General features: G+C 44.9%; 15 protein-coding genes. All 15 read right to left on the bottom strand.

The annotated features are described in order from the left end of the window. Positions 1–42: 42 nt before the first annotated feature. The gene (locus QN079_RS05180) at positions 43–564 is read right to left on the bottom strand and encodes a GNAT family N-acetyltransferase (protein WP_010747787.1); all 522 of its coding nucleotides are present in this window, start codon (positions 562–564) and stop codon (positions 43–45) included. 17 nt (positions 565–581) lie between these two features. Next, a complete protein-coding gene (locus tag QN079_RS05175) occupies positions 582–1,343 on the bottom strand; it encodes a YibE/F family protein (protein ID WP_010747786.1) in 762 nt (253 codons plus the stop codon). Further along, positions 1,340–2,371 carry a YibE/F family protein gene (locus tag QN079_RS05170; protein WP_010747785.1) on the bottom strand — a complete coding sequence of 344 codons (1,032 nt, stop codon included), beginning with the start codon at positions 2,369–2,371 and terminating at the stop codon, positions 1,340–1,342. Before QN079_RS05170 ends, QN079_RS05175 begins: the two co-directional genes overlap by 4 nt. A 168-nt stretch (positions 2,372–2,539) precedes the next feature. Then, entirely contained in the window at positions 2,540–3,499 is a 960-nt protein-coding gene (locus tag QN079_RS05165) for a D-2-hydroxyacid dehydrogenase (protein WP_010747784.1), read from the bottom strand. Next, positions 3,496–4,827: an APC family permease gene (locus tag QN079_RS05160; RefSeq protein ID WP_010747783.1), complete on the bottom strand. Its 1,332-nt coding sequence runs from the start codon at positions 4,825–4,827 to the stop codon at positions 3,496–3,498. Before QN079_RS05160 ends, QN079_RS05165 begins: the two co-directional genes overlap by 4 nt. 123 nt (positions 4,828–4,950) lie before the next feature. Then, entirely contained in the window at positions 4,951–6,171 is a 1,221-nt protein-coding gene (locus tag QN079_RS05155) for an MFS transporter (protein WP_289230485.1), read from the bottom strand. A 188-nt stretch (positions 6,172–6,359) separates the two neighbouring features. Further along, positions 6,360–6,959: a YczE/YyaS/YitT family protein gene (locus tag QN079_RS05150; RefSeq protein ID WP_005225521.1), complete on the bottom strand. Its 600-nt coding sequence runs from the start codon at positions 6,957–6,959 to the stop codon at positions 6,360–6,362. A gap of 107 nt (positions 6,960–7,066) precedes the next feature. Then, positions 7,067–8,551 carry a response regulator transcription factor gene (locus QN079_RS05145; protein WP_005225520.1) on the bottom strand — a complete coding sequence of 495 codons (1,485 nt, stop codon included), beginning with the start codon at positions 8,549–8,551 and terminating at the stop codon, positions 7,067–7,069. Continuing rightward, entirely contained in the window at positions 8,544–10,292 is a 1,749-nt protein-coding gene (locus tag QN079_RS05140; RefSeq protein ID WP_289230484.1) for a sensor histidine kinase, read from the bottom strand. The genes QN079_RS05145 and QN079_RS05140 overlap by 8 nt, the downstream gene beginning before the upstream one ends. After that, positions 10,285–10,905, bottom strand: coding sequence for a DUF624 domain-containing protein (locus tag QN079_RS05135; protein ID WP_010747780.1), 621 nt, complete (start codon positions 10,903–10,905; stop codon positions 10,285–10,287). The genes QN079_RS05140 and QN079_RS05135 overlap by 8 nt, the downstream gene beginning before the upstream one ends. Positions 10,906–11,183: 278 nt before the next feature. After that, positions 11,184–12,653, bottom strand: a complete 1,470-nt coding sequence (locus tag QN079_RS05130; RefSeq protein ID WP_005225517.1) for an ABC transporter substrate-binding protein — start codon at positions 12,651–12,653, stop codon at positions 11,184–11,186. Positions 12,654–12,680: 27 nt separating this feature from the next. Then, entirely contained in the window at positions 12,681–13,601 is a 921-nt protein-coding gene (locus QN079_RS05125; RefSeq protein ID WP_005225516.1) for a carbohydrate ABC transporter permease, read from the bottom strand. 13 nt (positions 13,602–13,614) lie between these two features. Continuing rightward, complete coding sequence (locus QN079_RS05120; protein WP_086294872.1) at positions 13,615–14,496, bottom strand: ABC transporter permease; 882 nt, start codon at positions 14,494–14,496, stop codon at positions 13,615–13,617. 240 nt (positions 14,497–14,736) lie between these two features. Continuing rightward, the gene (gmuD, locus tag QN079_RS05115; protein ID WP_289230483.1) at positions 14,737–16,128 is read right to left on the bottom strand and encodes a 6-phospho-beta-glucosidase GmuD; all 1,392 of its coding nucleotides are present in this window, start codon (positions 16,126–16,128) and stop codon (positions 14,737–14,739) included. Continuing rightward, positions 16,121–16,996 (bottom strand): ROK family protein, encoded by an 876-nt coding sequence (locus QN079_RS05110; protein WP_005225513.1) that lies wholly within the window; start codon positions 16,994–16,996, stop codon positions 16,121–16,123. Before QN079_RS05110 ends, gmuD begins: the two co-directional genes overlap by 8 nt. Positions 16,997–16,998: the final 2 nt, after the last annotated feature.

Here is a 16,998-nt window from a genome sequence, read left to right as displayed (position 1 = left end):
GGCGTTTCATTGTCTAAATCGAAAAAAGCATTCTTTCGTTTTTCACATCTCTTTCGCCACAGCATACACAAGATGCGGCATGTCAACTTGCCGATAGTGTTTGACAAAGCGATCCACCAGCTTCATTCCATTGCGCAATGCCACATTCATGGAGGCTTGATTGGTCTCACGAATGATCGAATAAACAATGGCGGCATTCAGCGTTGCAAAAGCATAGTCTTTACAAGCCTGGGCGGCTTCTGTGGCAAACCCATGATGCCAGAAGTTCTTTTGAAACAAGTACCCAATTTCTAAAACGGCTTCTCCCTTGACGTCTTGCCATGTCAACCCGCATTGACCGATCGCTTGCCCGGATGCTTTCTCAATCACTAGCCACAAGCCAATGTGATCGTTCTGATAGTGTTGCAGCTGTTTGTCGATCCAACCAGTGACTTCTTGTTCACTGAAGGGTCCTTCATAGGCAATCATGACTTCTGGATCTTGCAAAATCTTTTCAATCGCTGGTCGATCGTCATGACTCATTTCTCGCAGCATTAATCGCTTAGTTTCAATTAGTGGTTCCATGGTGGTTGCGCTCCTTCCTATTCCATTCGGTTTCTTTTCAAAAAATACCAACTTGCTGCCCATGCGGTGATGGGTAAAATAATCACCGCTGCCAGACCCGTGACCAAACAAACGACCAATTCTGAGACGAACGCCTTCGAATTGAGCATTTCACCAAAGGAGATCGACAAATCTTGAAACCACGCAATCAACGCCAGATTACTTCCCATAAAGGCAAACAATAAGGTATTGATCGTTGAAGACAATACGTCTGATACCACGGTCATACTACTTTTACTTAATGCCTTGATCGAGACTTGCGGGTTTGCTTGAAAAAGTTCATAGGTCGCAGTGCTGATTGCCATACTCCCATCTGCCACCGCCCCCGAAAAACTCATCAAAATGATCGCAGCCATCAATGCCTTAAAATCGATGGCTACATCAAAGGAATACATCGCCAACTCATCCAGTTCCTCTGCCGAAAACCCATGCAGATTCATTGCAGAGAGCACAAGCGGAAATAGTAGTAGAAAAAGCCCTAGAAAGACCAACACACAGACAAAGGCAATTTTGGTTTTCTGATTGACGCCATTCACGAAAAACAAGGTGATCGCCGCCACGGCTAAAAAGGCAACACAAGCCGCTGGTATGATCGGTGCCCCTCGGTCAATCAGGACCAGAAGCGCTAGAAAGACAGCCACATTCATAAACAGACCAGTGACTTGAAACAGCCCTTCGATCCGAAAAACAGCGAAAGTCAGCAAGAGAAAAAGCAAGATCAACACAAACAAAACATTCATCCTGCTTTCCTCCTTTGTAGTTCAAAGCAAAGGAGCGTCAACGGTACCGATAAAACCAGCGCAAAGCCGCCGCATAATGTACGCACTATTTCTAAAGAAAGATGCATCGGCAATGCTTGCGACAGCAGCCAGCCATTTGCTAGGTAAAACAATAGCGCTGGCATACTCCCACTTAAATAAGCAAACAACAAGACATTGATCATCGAAGAAGTCGTATCTTGCGCGATGGACCGACCGATCGCTAATCGTTCCTTGCGGCTAGTCTGGGGATTGATGCGCTGGATCTCATCTAGACTGGCAATCAGCATGACAATATTGTCCATGCTGGCACCAATCGCGCCAATCAGCAGACTCCCTAGATAGACACTGCGATACGGACGGGTCAGAAACGACATTTCTTCATAGCGCAACCCATGATCTTGCAAAAGATCCATGGCGAACCGACAGAGAAAAAACGCCAAGAGGACGCTGGCTAACGAGGCAATGATTTTGCGGCTGTCGATCGTACGAAAGCCATAGGAAATCCCCATCGTCAAAACCAATGAGACGATCGTAAAAACGATCATCAAAAAGACCAATGAAAAGGAGCTGTTGCCTTTGTGAAACCAAAGAAAAAGGAGCAGCAAGCCAGTATTCACAAAGATACTAAGTAAAGCCCGCAAGCCCTTTTTGCCACCAATTGCGACTACTGCCATCAGGAATAAGGCAAGAAAGAAAAAGAGATACCCATCCCTTTTTTGTGCTTGTACCTGCCAGCCATCCCCTTCTTTTTGCAAAAGCAGCTGTTGTCCGGTCTGATACAACGGATGAATCGCACCGTTGGGGGTGTATTGCGTAGTGACTGTCCGTAGTACCCCAGCTTCTTCTCCGTTACGAACGATCCCTTGGATCTGCTGCTGGTCGGCGGTGACTTGAACCGTTTGTACTTCTATGATCGGCTGTGCATAAAAGCGGCTGCTTTGGGTTTGGATCAGCCAGCTCAAGACCAGCACGCTAACAAAGGCCGCTAGATAATAATACTTTTTCAAGATCGTCTCCTTTCATTTTCAGCAAAAAAAGACTTAGACAACCCCCCAGTCCTACGACCGATCACCTTGTAAGGCTGGATGACTGGTCGAAATGGTTACTGTGTCGGCGAGACTAACTGCTTTGCTAGTCGCCTGTTTTGTCAAAGTCCTTTTACTTGCTCGTTTTGCTTACACGACATTTTGCGGTGTACCTGCTTTAAAGCCGCTTAAGTTCGCCACAGCAATCCCCATCAAACGACGCCGCGTTTCGACGGGTGCCCAAGCGATATGCGGTGTCAAATAGCAATTTGGCGCCTGTAATAAGGGATTGTCAGCTGCGATCGGTTCTTTTGAAACGACATCTGCCGCCAAGGCTGCGATCTGCCCTGTTTGCAGCGCTTCAGCAACTGCCGCTTCATCGATCAAGCCGCCACGGGCGGTATTGATCAGGATCGCAGAAGATTTCATTTGTGCCAATGCTGTGCGATCGATCATTTTTTCTGTCTCAGGAAACTGCGGAACATGAAGGCTGATGATATCTGCTTCTTGATACAATTCCGCCAGCGAAACTTGTTTTGCCCAATTTGCTTGTGCTGGTTTTGGTCGATGATTAAAGTAGATCACCTTCAGCTGAAACGCATGAGCGATCGTGGCAACTGCTTGAGCAATCGCACCATATCCAATCAGCCCAATCGTTTTGCCTGCCAATTCCATCAATGGTGTCTGCCAATAAGAAAAATCTTTGCTGGTTTGCCAGTCGCCCTGATGCACGGAACAATTATGGTGTCCCACTTGATTCGTCACTTCCAGCAGCAAAGCAAAGGTCGCTTGTGCTACTGCATTGGTACTGTAGCTAGGAATATTGGTCACGGTGATTCCCTGTTCCTTCGCTGCTGCCAAATCAACGACATTGTATCCAGTTGCCAAGACCCCAATGTAGGTCAATTGCGGACATGCTTTGAGCACATCTGCGGTGATCGGTGTTTTATTTGTCAAAATTGCTTCGGCATCGCCGATTCGCTCAATAATTTCTTGTTTATCTGTATACGAGGTACGATCATACACCGTCACCTCTCCTAATTCTTCAAACCCTTGCCAAGACAAATCTCCTGGATTCAACGCATAGCCATCAAGTACAACGATCTTCATTCTTTCGCTCCTCTCGCTTTTCCTTTTGCTTTTCCATAAAAAACGGGAATTCCTAGTAGCGTCACGCCAATTCCCACGACTGCTAACCACGTGTCAGTGATCAAGGTCATAATCAAGATAAAACAGCCACCTAAGATCGCAATCAAGGGAATGATTGGATAGAAGGGAACTTTATACGGACGCTTCATCTGCGGTTCTGTTTTTCGCAAACGAAAAACTCCTACAAACAATAATACACTAAAGAACCACATAACAAAAACCAGCATATCGGTCAAGAGATCAAAGGTGCCTAAAAGCATCATGATACATGCGATCCCCAACTGTAAAAAGGCCGCCGCATAAGGTGCATTGGTGGTTTTACTTAAGGTCGCAAAGGTCTTGCTGAAAGGAATCTCATCTTCCAACGCCATGGCATACGGGACCCGCAAGCCAGTCATTGTATAGCCGTTCAATGCGCCATACACAGAGATCAGGATACCGATCGTGACCAGTTTTCCGCCAAAGCTACCAAACAAGGCCATCGCAGTTTCTGAAGCACTGTTCAAATTACCAGCGATTTGATCGATCGGCAATGTTTTTAAAAAGGCAACATTGATCAACACATACACCAAGGTAACAAAACTCAACCCAAAGATGATGGCTTTTGGTAAATCTTTTTCGGGTCGCTTCATTTCCCCAGCGACATTACCGACTCCCATCCAGCCGTCATAAGCAAAAAGGGTTGCTAAGAGGGCACTACTGATGCCAGCTGCAAGCGATCCTTGAGTATTGGAAGAAAAATCCACCAATGAGACCGATACTTGCCCTGGTGTCAACAGGCCCGCCACGATGATCACCGCAATCGGAATCAGCTTGACTGCTAACGTGACGGACTGGACTTGAGCAGCGGCTTTTGTTCCCAAAAGATTGATCAAGGTCACACTCGTTCCGGTCAAAATCGATAAAGGAAGCAAATAATTGCTGGGTAGATGAAATAAGTTCAAACACTGGGTCGCAAAAATAATACTTAAAGCCGCCACGTTTGCTGGAAAGTAAATGATACTTTGTGCCCAGCCTAATAAAAAGGAGGGTAATTTCCCATAAATTCTTTCAATATATCGAATGGGTCCGCCAGTCTCAGGAATCGCCGTCGCTAACTCCGCCACCGTCAAACCGCCGCAAATCGTTAGAAAGCCGGCAAGCAGCCAGACCAACAAGGTCAAACCGGTGGATTGGGTCTGCTGGACCACAGCCGCTGCTTTGAAAAACACGCCGGCGCCGATCACCGTTCCCATTACTGTCGATAATGCCCCAAAAAAACTGATTTCTTTTTTCAATTGACTTTTCACAACATCACTTCCTTTTTAAATGAATAAGTCAAAGTATAGCGGATAGAAACTATATTGACTAGAGGAATTTCAGAAAACAAAAAGCAAATACCATGAAAAGACGGCATTTGCTCCAAAATTTTTTTATTCTTTTGTGGATTCTTGAAAAACCAGCAACGGAAGCTGTCGTTTTTTGTGCATTTGTTGAACCAAATAAATTCCTGCCAGCAAGATGATCGGGAAAACGATCGCCCCTAAAATCCCAACCTGTAACTGTTGTCCCGTCCATTCGACGATACTGCCGACGACAGCGGGTCCGATTGAACACCCTAAATCTCCTGCTAATGCCAAATAAGCAAATAGCGCCGTTCCGCCGTTGCGAATGTATTGCGCAGAAAGACTAAAGACCCCTGGCCACATGATCCCTACGGCAAAACCGCTTAAGCCGCAGCCAAGGAACCCGATCAATGGCAATGAAGCAAAGCCGATCATCATATACGCCAGTAGGCAAAGCAAAACACTCAAAAACATAAAGCGTTTCAAATCGATGCGTTCCCCAAACTTGCCGTAAAGCAAGCGGGAGATCCCCATCATCAAGGCAAAAACCATTGGCCCTGCTAAATCGCCTAGCGTCTTACTAACGCCTAAGCCCTGTTCGGCAAAGGTCGATGCCCATTGGCTGACTGCTTGTTCGCTGGCTCCAGCACAGACCATCATCACCAGAAACAGCCAAAAGCTTTTCAAGGAAAAGAGCTGCCGAGTGGTCAACCCTCGTTCTCCTTCGGCAACGATTGGCGCCAACGGGACTTTGGTAAAGAAAAACAAATTGACCAACGGGATCAGTGCCCAGATGATCGCCAAAATCGGCCACTGTTGAATACCGAACACCATGAAGAACGCCGTTGAGAACAAAACGACCCCCACGTACCCCCAGCAATAAAACGAGTGCAGCATGCTCATCGTTTTTTCCTTATGTTCCGTTGGACAGGCTTCAACGATGGGACTGACTAAGACTTCCAGCAAGCCACCGCCAATGGCATACAACAAAACCGCTGCTAACAATCCGCTAAACGGGGTCGGAAACCATAAGGGAAAAACGGCTAGACCAATCAAGCCGATCGCTGCAAAAAAATGCGCGGCTACGATCGACACTCGATAGCCGATGCGGTCTACAAAAAAGATTGCTGCAAAATCGACGGCTAACTGGATCAAAAAGTTAAAACTAACCAGCAAAGTAATCTGGCTGATCGGTAGCTGGTATTGGCTTTGAAAGGTCAAAAATAATAAGGGGGCAAAATTATTGATGACGGCTTGAACGATGTACCCTACAAAGCAAGCCGCAATCGTCGAACGATAACTTTTCATTTTCACTTCTCCTTTACTCGTCTTATCAGTATACCAAGTCCAATAGGACAGTAACCATGGAGAAAACACTTTTTTTACCCAGAGAATCTTAAGGAAATCAGGATTTTTCTTCCCTCAGATAATTCCCTTAAATGGTAGCAGCAAAAAAGCTGTCCTTACAGACAGCTTTTTCCGACTTATTTTCAAGGCTAGGCGTTTTTCTTCCGAGCAGCGATGGTTTTCATGGTGGCTTCAAAGATTGGGCCAATAAAGACGATACACAAGAGAGTACCTAACCCAACACTGGCGCCTAGCGCAAAACCGATCAAGACCATGGCTGCATCCAAGCCGATACGGATCGTTTTTTGCGTCAATTTGCTTCGTTTGTAGATCAAGGCAGTCAAGGCTTCTAACGCCGCTGATCCTTTGTTGGAAGAAACGTAGATACCAGCGCCGATCCCAAATAAGATCGGTGCAGCGAAAATAGCGATCCAAGGATAAAAAGGCAAATGAATCGATACTTTGTCCATCACTGGTTCAAAGATCCCGATCAACAGGCCTAAGCCGATCCCGTTGATAAAACTGCCAATGCCTAATTCGGCACGATCAAAGACTGCAACAATCAACAAAACAATAATATTAAAACACAAACTGGCAATCCAAAAAGGGACATCGACGAAATTCAAAATTCCTAGTAAAAACGTACTGATCGTATCATATCCTTGATGGGCGGTGATCAATAAGGAAATGGCCAACGCAATCAGCCCGGTACCTATCAAAACTTGTGCAAATTTTTTGGTTTCTTTCACAACATCACGCTCTCTTCTTTATTTTTCCTCTCTTAGTTTACCGTGAAAGCGTCACAATTACTATCATTTAATCACAAAAACCAGATTTTTTTTGAAGAAATCTAAATTCAATCAAGAGATTCATAATGCTGTTCATAGGTATCGCGAAACTCTTTGGGGGTCAGACCATTCAATTTCTTAAACATTTTGGAAAAATAATTGGTATTGTTGTAACCAATACGATCGCCGATCTCACTGATCGTGGCTTTCGAATGAAGCAGCAGCTGCTGGGCTTGCTTGATCCGCACCAGATTGACGTACTGATTAAAACTCATTTCCGTTTCTTTCTTAAAGAGCTGCCCTAAATAAACGACACTGACATGCAGTTCTTCAGCCGCTGATTTGACCGTCAAATCATGGGTATAGCCTTCTTCGATCAACTGGATCGTCTTTTGAACGATCTCTGAATAGCGTTTTTGCGGCGGCTGCGATTTCGCCAACTCCAGCACATCATCAAAGAGCTGCCGCAAATCTGCCAGTGTATTAGACTCACGAATCCGCGCCAAAATTTGTTCATGGTTTTCATGAGAAAGTACTGGTAACTGCCGATAAATATCATTGAACAACAAGAACGAAACATAGCGAACATGCTCAGGGTCTGCTTGGGTTTGTTCCAAAATAGCGAACATTTTATCCAGCTCATGTTGGATCGTTTTGACATCCCCAATGGTCAGTGCTTTGTTAAAAGACAGAAACGGGAGTTCTTCGTTTCGCTCTAAAATATCCACGTGGATCGTCTGTTCTTGTAAGAACAGATCTGGGTAGAAGGCTTGCAGTGACTGAACCTGCTTGATTTTTTCATAGGCTTTATACAAATTCTCCCACTCGTTGATGGTCTCGCTCATAATCAACTGCCAGTCAGTACTATTGAGCTGCTGTGCCAGTGCTTTTAGATCAGCGTTGATTTGCTGCCTTGGTCCAGCAGCAGTAATGATCACTTGGTTTTCATCTAATCGCCCTGGTAAGATCAATGGCTGATCGTGTTGCTGAAAAAACGTCGTGATTTTTTGTAAGATCTCAGCAGTCCCATTGAACTGCAAAACGGTAAAGGGTGCTGCTAGTGGCACCCGCTGTTGCGCCAGCAAATGGAGGTACTCGCTTTCGTTCAATTCATCATTCAACCAAAGCAGCAGGCTTGATTCTTGATACAGTTCTTTTTCTGCCAACAGTTTTTGCTGCTCCTCTAACTCAGCTGCAATCGCTTGTACACTGCTGCGTAGTTCTTCTTTGTTAACAGGTTTGACGAGATAATTACGCACACCTAACGCCATGCCTTGTTTGACAAAGGCAAACTCCTGATAGCCTGACAGAATGATCGAGAAAAATCGATTCCCAAACGCTTGTGCTTGACGGATCATATCGATGCCGTTCATTTCTGGCATCCGAATATCCGTGATCAGCAAATCAACGGAATGCTCTTGCAAGTACTCGAGGGCTTCACTAGCACTTTTCGCTGTATGCACCACTTCAAAGCCCAATTCTTGCCAAGGCAAGATCATTTGCAGCCCCTGCAAGATCATGTATTCATCATCAACGAACATTGCTTTATACATCTGTCTCATGCCCCCTTTGCAAACGTTTCTCATCTAAGCGGATCTTGACCGTAAACCCAGCACCTGCCTGAGACGTAACGTCCATTTGATAGGCGCCGTTGAACATGCCCCGCAACCGTTCGTGAACATTTTTGATCCCGATCGAGGTTTGGGCTCCGATCTCCTGATTTTGCAGTTCTTCTTGGATCATCGCCAACTGCTGTGCATCTGCGCCTTTGCCGTTGTCTTTGACCTCAATCACGATCTGTTCGACTTCTTTATAAGCCTTGATACTGATGGCATTATCATTGCGCTGATAATCGATGCCGTGAACAAAATAGTTTTCGACAAGCGGCTGCAGCGTGAACTTCGGCAATTCCAACTGTTCTAATGCCGAATCGATGGTTACATGATAGGCGATCTTATCTGGGTAGCGCATCTGAAACAAGTAGACATATTTTTCACAAAAATCGATTTCTTCTTTTAAGGTCTTCGTCTTTTCTTGCGTCGTATTGTTCCGTAGCAGTGCCGAAAAGGCATAGACGACATCCGCCAGCTCTTCTTGGTTGCGACTCAAGGCATACATTCGAATGTATTCTAACGTATTATACAGAAAATGCGGATTGATCTGTGCTTGCAGCGCCCGCATATCGGCGTCTTGCTGCTTGATCTCTAACGTGTAGATGTCTTTGATATACTCGTTGATACTGTAAGTCATTTGATTGATGGCTTCTGCGATTTCTTTCAGCTCTTGTTGGACATTGGCGGTATCGATCCGCTTATCAAAATTTCCTTGACTGACTTCTTTCGTCGCATAGACGATCTGCTGTACTTGCGAGGTATAGCGCTTGAAGGTCCGATGGAGCACCCATAGAACCAATAAGAGAATCCCAATCCCAAAGCTAAAAATCCAAATGGCGCTGGAAAAAATATCCCGCCAGATCACACCTTTTGACAACAAGATCAGTGACAACTCTCCGCTGACGGTCGTTTGTTTTTTGATATAAAAGTCTTTCGACAGAGTGTCGTGAATAGTTCCATGAGCCACCGCCTGATCAATTTTCGCTAAGGTCTGCTTGCTAAGGTTTGCGGCATCCTTGTATAGCCGCTGACCATTGGAGGTATACAAAAAACTGTTGATACCATGCGCTTGGTTGTCTTCTTGTCGATTGGCTAAGACATCGTCTGAGTGAAAAATCACGTAGACTTGCCCTAACGGTTGCGCATAATTACTTGGTTGGGCGATCGAACGAACAAAAAACAGACGATTTTTCAAATCGATCTGCTTGCCGCTGCGTTTTTCTCCATAAGGGGTATCTGGGGTTGCCACTAGTGTCTCATTGCTTTCATCTAGTTGAATAATGATCTCTTCGATACTAGGATGATTACGGATCAAGCGATAGAGGATGTTTGGCAAATACACACTTTGTCCCGTCTGGCGAAAAATATCATTACTATAGGAAAAATAGTCTGGCAATGAAAGCTGTAAATAATTGCGCAGCGATTCAAAAGCAGTATCCGAACTGGTAAATTCGCCTAATACCGCTGAGACGACCGCGTTTTGATCCTGCACGTATGCATCCAGCTGCATACTGGTTGCTTCCACGAGGCGTTCGCTGCTATTGAAGCGGTCTGCCCCAGTATATGCCGTCAGAACCAGCATGATAATAATCGAGATGATCACCAAAAGGACGCTATACAACTGCATCAACTGATTGATCAAAAAGTCATGTTTAAACAAACGAAAGCGCTGCTTAGTCATGTGCCAAGTCCCGATCAATGACGGTTTTTTCCTGACTGATCGCCACGTGGCACCACAAAATCAATAGACTGAAGGTTCCAAAGAGCAAGAGCCCTTTCATCATCCAAGTAAAAGCGAAAATACTGGCAATCCCCACTAACAATTTTAGAAAGGTCGCCATATGAAGAAACAGACACACGAAGGACAATTTCAGGTTATTCCACAGGGAAATCTCATAGGATGTGTCAAAAACCACACTTAGTAAGTACAGTAAGATACTCAATCCGCTGACGACAACTAAAACAAAAGAGATCATCAGCCAAATCAAGCCTTGGATCTGGGTAGCTAAATACAAGTTATACACTAAGAAACCTGACAGTAGGAAGAAAAGATAAAACTGTTTATTGGCTTTGACAAAGACGCTGCGCCAAATGCGCCATGCGCTGCGAAAGCTTTGATGCTCATAATTTAGTCCGTCTTCATGGATCAAGGTACTAATGGTATGAAACGCTGGACCGATCCCTAAGATTCCGCCACCTGCCAATGTCAATACGACGAAAAACAAATTCAACTTCACGATCGCCCAAATCAAGCGAAAGCCCTTGACCAACCCACTATTTGCTGTTTCTTCCATTTAAAATTCCTCCCTTATTTGTTCCCTATCGAAAATGTAGCATGATTTTAGCTTCCTACTCAAGCTACCTGAGAATCTTTTAATGCTATGTACGTTTTAGAGGCACTATGCTTGCTGCTTGAAGGTTAAAAAACAAAAGTAACGTTATTTTTTCATCAAAGATTTCGCTACTTACTTTAAAGAAAAAGCAGCCAGAAGCTAGACGTGGGAACCATTGGTCCTGATGCGTTTAGCCTCCGGCTTACTTGATCTATTGATTGGTGAGCGGCGCCTGTTGCTTATTCTTGGCTTGCACGATACTCATCAAATTGTTTTTGCATTTCATCGCGGACCTTCTCCCAGCCAGCGGTTTTTAATTCTTCGTTTAGTTTCGGAACATTTTCTTCTGGATCGATCGTTCCCGTTGCTAAACTTGCTTTGTAACGGTTCATGACATTGGCGATATTCGTGATTTCTGTTTTCACATTATCAGTCTTGAAGTTGAACCCTAAGATTGGTGATGCTTCAGCGTTAGCAATATTTTCATCACGCTCTTTGATCATATCGTCTGTGATGGATTCTTGTGTATAAAGGATCATGTTGTTCCCAGTGTTCCAAGCAGCCATCCGGGTATTTGGCAAGTAGCCATCAAGGAGACGGATTTTGTTATCTTCGCCCTCGATTTTTTCCCATGCTTCGCCTTCGACACCCCAAACCAATCCATTCAACAATTCAGGATCGCTGTTCAACAAGCCCAACACTTCCACTGCTTTTTCTTTGTTTTTCGAAACATTCGCTACGACAAAGTTTGCCATTTGCGCTTGGCCTGTTGATTTCAATTGTTTCGTGATTGGACGTGAAACCAATTCATGACCTGCGGCATTGCTTAAGATCGTATCGCCGTAATCCATTGGTCCTTGGGTTTCTTCACGCATGAACCATGTGTTGCCTTCTAATGGGTAACCAGTCGTATTAGTGGCTGCATCAGTTGGGATCAAGCCTTCGTTATACCATTTGTGCATCAATTTCAAGTTTTCCATTTGTTCATCATCTTCGTATTGATTGATGATCTTCGTTGTATCGCCGTCCAATTTAACAGCAAATGGGTAATCTTTCCCGATTACATAATCATAGTTTCCAGAAACATTAAAGGTTTGTCCGATCGCAAACGGTGCGATGTTTGGTTCTTCTTCTTTAAACTTCTTCAACACGTCTTCGGCATCTGCATAAGATTCGATCCCGCTAATATCCAAATCATATTTATCTAAATACTCTTTATTGAAGGTCAAGACTTGTTGGGCATAAATATTGCCGTTGACTGGAAAGGCATATAATTTTCCGTCGATCGTATTGCCTTTGATATAAGATTCGTCTAATTGATCATACGCTTCTTTGGCATATTTTGGTGCTAACTCCGTCAAATCTGCATACGCGCCTTTTTGCGCATTCGCAACATAGTTTGAGGCAAAGGAAATATCGTAGTTTTCACCCGATGAAATGATGGTACTCATTTTTTGATCCCAATCACCCCAGCCGATATACTGCAGATCGATGCGAGCGTTGGTTTTTTCTTCAATGCGTTTATTGGCGATCTCCATTAATTGATCAAAGTTTTCTGGCTTGTCCCCGACTTGATACATCAATAAAGTCGTTACGCCGTCTGCATTGTTTTCTGAATCGGATGTTGCGCCGTTCGACCCACAGGCAGCCATTCCCAAAGTTGCCGCTGCGGCCATCCCAGCAAAAGCTGTTTTTTTCCACAAATTCATTTTTGTTTCCTCCCTATACTTATTTGATTATTCTTTGACGCCACCAATTGTCAGACCACCGACAAAATACCGTTGGAAGAATGGATAGGTGATCGCAATCGGTAAGGTTGCAACAACAACGATTGCCATGCGAGCAGTTTCGCTTGGCAAAGCGGCCAAACCACCTTGGATCTGGGCAGCCATACCAGAGCTTTTGGCTAGATAGTCCAAGTTGCTTTGAATCCGCATCAAAAGTGCTTGTAACGGAACTAAAGAGTCTTTTTGAATATACAACAATGCATTGAACCAGTCATTCCAATAGCCAAGAGCGGCAAATAGACTGATCGTTGCGATCCCTGGAACGGCTAACGGCAACACGATGGACAGAAAAATCTTCATTTCGCTGGCACCGTCGATGCGCGCAGATTCTATAATACTATCTGGTACCGTCTTTTTAAAGAAGGTCCGCATAACAAGGATATTAAAAGGCCCTAAGGCAAGGGGTAAAATCAACGCCCAAATCGTGTCTTTCAATTGGATCAAGTTGACCATCACTAAGTAATTGGCAACCATCCCTGGCGCAAACAACATGGTGATCAAAGCGAAGATCGTAAAGAAACGACGGAATGGAAAATTTGAGCGAGAGATGACATAGGCATATAGCGAAGTCATCGTTGCATTGACGAAGGTACCAAAAACAGTGATAAAAATAGATACGCCAAATGCTTGGAAAATTTTGCTGCTCATTTGTCCGCTAAACAGGTAGGTATACGCTGCGAACGAAAATTCTTGTGGCCAAAAGCGATAGCCGTTTTCTGCCAAAGAGGTTTCACTGGTCAATGAGATCGCGATCACAAAGAGAAACGGCAAGACACAGGAAATCGCGAACAGACCGATCACGATATTAAAAATCAGGTTGACCGTTGGGTTAAAGGAGCGGATCTCGACTTTCGTTACTTTTTTCTTCATTTATCCATCCTCCTTAGAATAATGCTGAATCTGGTTCTAGTTTACGAACAACCAAATTCGCTGTTAGTAATAGTAATGCCCCAACCACTGACTGATAAAGGCCGGCAGCTGCGGTCATCCCGAAGTCGCCTGTGGCAGTCAGTCCATTATAAATGTACGTATCTAAAACGGAGGTGACTTGGTACAACGCCCCAGAGTTTCGTGGGACTTGATAGAAAAGTCCGAAGTCGGCACGGAAGATCCCACCGATGTTCAAAATCAACAAAACAGAAATCATTGGAATCAGCTGTGGCAACGTCACATTTTTGATCTGCTGCCATTTGCTGGCGCCATCGACCATCGCGGCTTCGTAATACGTCTGATCGATCCCGACCACTGACGCATAATAGATGATGCTGTTGTAGCCTAAGCTCTTCCAGACATTCATAAAGACGAAAATAAACGGCCACCATTTCGGATCAGCATACCAGTTGATTCCTTCACCGCCCATACCCGTGATCCATTGGTTAATGATCCCTTTGTCTGGACTCAAAAAGGCATAGACAAAGTACGAAATAACCACCCAAGAAAGGAAGTACGGCAACAGGGACATCGTGTGATACACTTTTACCAAGCGCTTATTGCGCAGCTCACTCATAATAATGGCAAAGGCAATCGCAAAGAATAGGTTGAATGCTAAAAATACGATATTGTAGAGTAGGGTATTTCTAGTGATCAGCCAAGCATCATTGGATGCAAATAAAAATTTAAAGTTATCAAAGCCGACCCATGGGCTTTGTTTCAAACTGGCAAAAAAGCCGTCTGGTGAAATGTGGAAATCTTTGAACGCCACCACATTTGCGAATACAGGTATATAGAAAAAAAAGATAAACCAGACAACACCTGGCAAAGCCATCAATATCAATGCTTTGTATTGCCAGACATTCCTCCAAAACCCCTTTTTCTTCACATCTCATCATCTCCTTCATGCTACTAGAATAACGCTTTCATCCCTAAAAAATAAGGAACAAACTAAAGATAAAATGAAACAAATTAAAGGTCTTTGTTTATATTTTGTTTTTATTCTCTAAAAACCTGAAAAACGTCCTACCTTTTGCAAGATAGGACGCTTCATTGATTTGTTTTTTATGAATGATCAGTCGACAAAGCCGTTTTGTAGAATCACTTCGTGGAACCACTCACCAGACTTTTTGATGGTCCGTTTTTGGGTAGCCAAATCGACAGCAATAAACCCGTAACGATTTTTGAATTCATTCAGCCAAGACCAATTGTCCATGCAGGTCCACATGTGATACCCGCGGCACTGGCTGCCTTCTTGGATCGCTTGGTGAACATACCGCAAATGATCTTTGATAAAGGTGATACGGTACTCATCTTGGATCTGACCGCTGGCATCGATAAAGCGTGTTTCATCTTCGACCCCCATGCCGTTTTCTGAAATATAACAGGGGATATTGCCGTAGTTGTCTCGTAGGTTGATCAAGGTATCATAGATGCCTCGTTCATAGATCTCCCAGCCTCGATGGGGATTGATTTTCTTTTCTGGCCAATCATACACATCGAAGTAATCTTCTGGCATTGGTGTGTCCGCTGTTTTGGCAGAACGCTTTTGCTGCACCCGCCGTGGCTGATAATAGTTGACCCCCAAGAGATCGACCGTGTTTTCTTTAATGATCTGCAAATCTTCTGCTCTGGTTTCTGGCATGATCGCCAACTCGTTTAAGACAGCGATCAATTCTACAGGAAAGGTGCCTTTGACCGCTGGATCTAAGAAGGATCGGTTAAAAAAGGCATCTGCCAGTTGCGCCGCTTGGACATCTTTTTCATCGTTCGGATCTTTCGGATAAGTCGGTGTCAAATTCAAGATGATGCCGATTTCGCCTGATTGCTGAGATTGACGGAAGCGTTGGATCGCTAAGGCGCTGGTGAGTGCTTCATGGTAGCCGACTTGCACCGCATGTGCCAAGTTGATTTCTGCTGGGTAATGCTGTTGATACAAATACCCCATCTCCACTGGCACGATCGGTTCATTTTGCGTGAACCAATGACGGACTTGATCACCGAACAACTCAAAACACAAAGCAGCATAATCTGCAAATGCTGTGACAGTCTCGCGATTGAGCCAGCCGCCTTCTTTTTGCAGTGCCATCGGCATATCAAAATGATACAAATTGATGAAGGGTTCGATGCCATTTTCGATCAAAGTGGCGAAGTACTCGCGATAAAACGCCACCGCTTGTTGATTGACCGCCCCTCTTCCTTCTGGCAGCAAGCGACTCCACTGGATCGAGGTTCGAAAAGAATTAAAGCCGATCTCTTTCATCAACGCCACATCTTCTGGGTAACGCTGCAGCAGCTGGACGGTATCTTTTGGTCCCCGTTTTTGATAAAAACGTTCTGGCTCCGTTGCGTACCAATAGTCCCAAATCGAATCACCTTTGCCATCATCGGCCGTTCGTCCTTCAGTTTGCGGACCGCTGGCAGCAGCTCCCCACCAAAAATCTTTAGGAAAATACAGGTTAGTCATGGGCAGTCACCTGCTCTTTGCCTAACAAGAGACAGCCGATAATCCCGCTTTTGTTCGGCAAGCCCCAAGTGACGATGTAGTCTTCCACTGGTGGTGTCTCCATATAGCCTGCCATTTGTTTTTGGAAGGCTTGTTGGATTTGAGCGAGTAGATGCGGCTGATTCATGACCCCACCGCCTAAAATGATTTTCTCAGGTGCTAAGGTCAACGTGATATTGACCAGCGCTTGCCCTAGATAAAAGGCCTGCAACCCCCAAATCTCGTGCGCTTGCGGCAAGTCTTGTCCTTTGATCCCCGTACGTCCTTCTAAAGAAGGCCCTGCGGCTAATCCTTCCAGACAGTCGCCGTGATACGGGCATGTACCAGCATACGTATCTTCACTGTGACGTTTGACATAGGTATGACCGATTTCTGGATGACCGATCCCCTCGAAAATCTTTCCTTCACGAACGACTCCTGCGCCAATGCCGGTTCCTACTGTCAAATAGACACAGCTGTCTTTGCCTTGCGCCGCTCCTTGGCGTAATTCCCCATAAGCGGCAGCATTGACATCTGTTGTCCAAGCAAATGCTGTCTCTGGGTAGCGCTTCTTCAATGCACCGAGAAAATCGAACTGCTGCCAGCCCTGTTTCGGCGTCGCTAGTATGTGGCCATAGGTCGCTTGGGTTGGATCGATCCCGATCGGACCAAAGGAACCGACCCCTAATGACACGAGATCGTAGGGATCGAAAAAGGCAAAGATCGCCGCTAACGTTTCCTCCGGTGTTGTCGTTGGGATCGACTCTTGGGCGATGATCGTCAACTGTTCATCGGCAACGGCACAAATCATTTTTGTGCCGCCGGCTTCAATTCCTCCATAAACCATCATTT

The sequence above is a fragment of the Enterococcus sp. FZMF genome (assembly GCF_030263915.1).
Taxonomy (GTDB): domain Bacteria; phylum Bacillota; class Bacilli; order Lactobacillales; family Enterococcaceae; genus Enterococcus_D; species Enterococcus_D casseliflavus.
Note: the sequence above shows the minus strand (reverse complement) of the source record. Positions and strands in the feature narration are given on the sequence as shown.

Excerpts from the sequence above, each read along its gene's own strand:
- QN079_RS05180 (WP_010747787.1), bottom strand. The coding sequence starts at position 564 with ATGGAACCACTAATTGAAACTAAGCGATTAATGCTGCGAGAAATGAGT.
- QN079_RS05175 (WP_010747786.1), bottom strand. The coding sequence starts at position 1,343 with ATGAATGTTTTGTTTGTGTTGATCTTGCTTTTTCTCTTGCTGACTTTC.
- QN079_RS05165 (WP_010747784.1), bottom strand. The coding sequence starts at position 3,499 with ATGAAGATCGTTGTACTTGATGGCTATGCGTTGAATCCAGGAGATTTG.
- QN079_RS05155 (WP_289230485.1), bottom strand. The coding sequence starts at position 6,171 with ATGAAAAGTTATCGTTCGACGATTGCGGCTTGCTTTGTAGGGTACATC.
- QN079_RS05145 (WP_005225520.1), bottom strand. The coding sequence starts at position 8,551 with ATGTATAAAGCAATGTTCGTTGATGATGAATACATGATCTTGCAGGGG.
- QN079_RS05140 (WP_289230484.1), bottom strand. The coding sequence starts at position 10,292 with ATGACTAAGCAGCGCTTTCGTTTGTTTAAACATGACTTTTTGATCAAT.
- QN079_RS05135 (WP_010747780.1), bottom strand. The coding sequence starts at position 10,905 with ATGGAAGAAACAGCAAATAGTGGGTTGGTCAAGGGCTTTCGCTTGATT.
- QN079_RS05130 (WP_005225517.1), bottom strand. The coding sequence starts at position 12,653 with ATGAATTTGTGGAAAAAAACAGCTTTTGCTGGGATGGCCGCAGCGGCA.
- QN079_RS05125 (WP_005225516.1), bottom strand. The coding sequence starts at position 13,601 with ATGAAGAAAAAAGTAACGAAAGTCGAGATCCGCTCCTTTAACCCAACG.
- QN079_RS05120 (WP_086294872.1), bottom strand. The coding sequence starts at position 14,496 with ATGGCTTTGCCAGGTGTTGTCTGGTTTATCTTTTTTTTCTATATACCT.
- gmuD (WP_289230483.1), bottom strand. The coding sequence starts at position 16,128 with ATGACTAACCTGTATTTTCCTAAAGATTTTTGGTGGGGAGCTGCTGCC.
- QN079_RS05110 (WP_005225513.1), bottom strand. The coding sequence starts at position 16,996 with ATGATGGTTTATGGAGGAATTGAAGCCGGCGGCACAAAAATGATTTGT.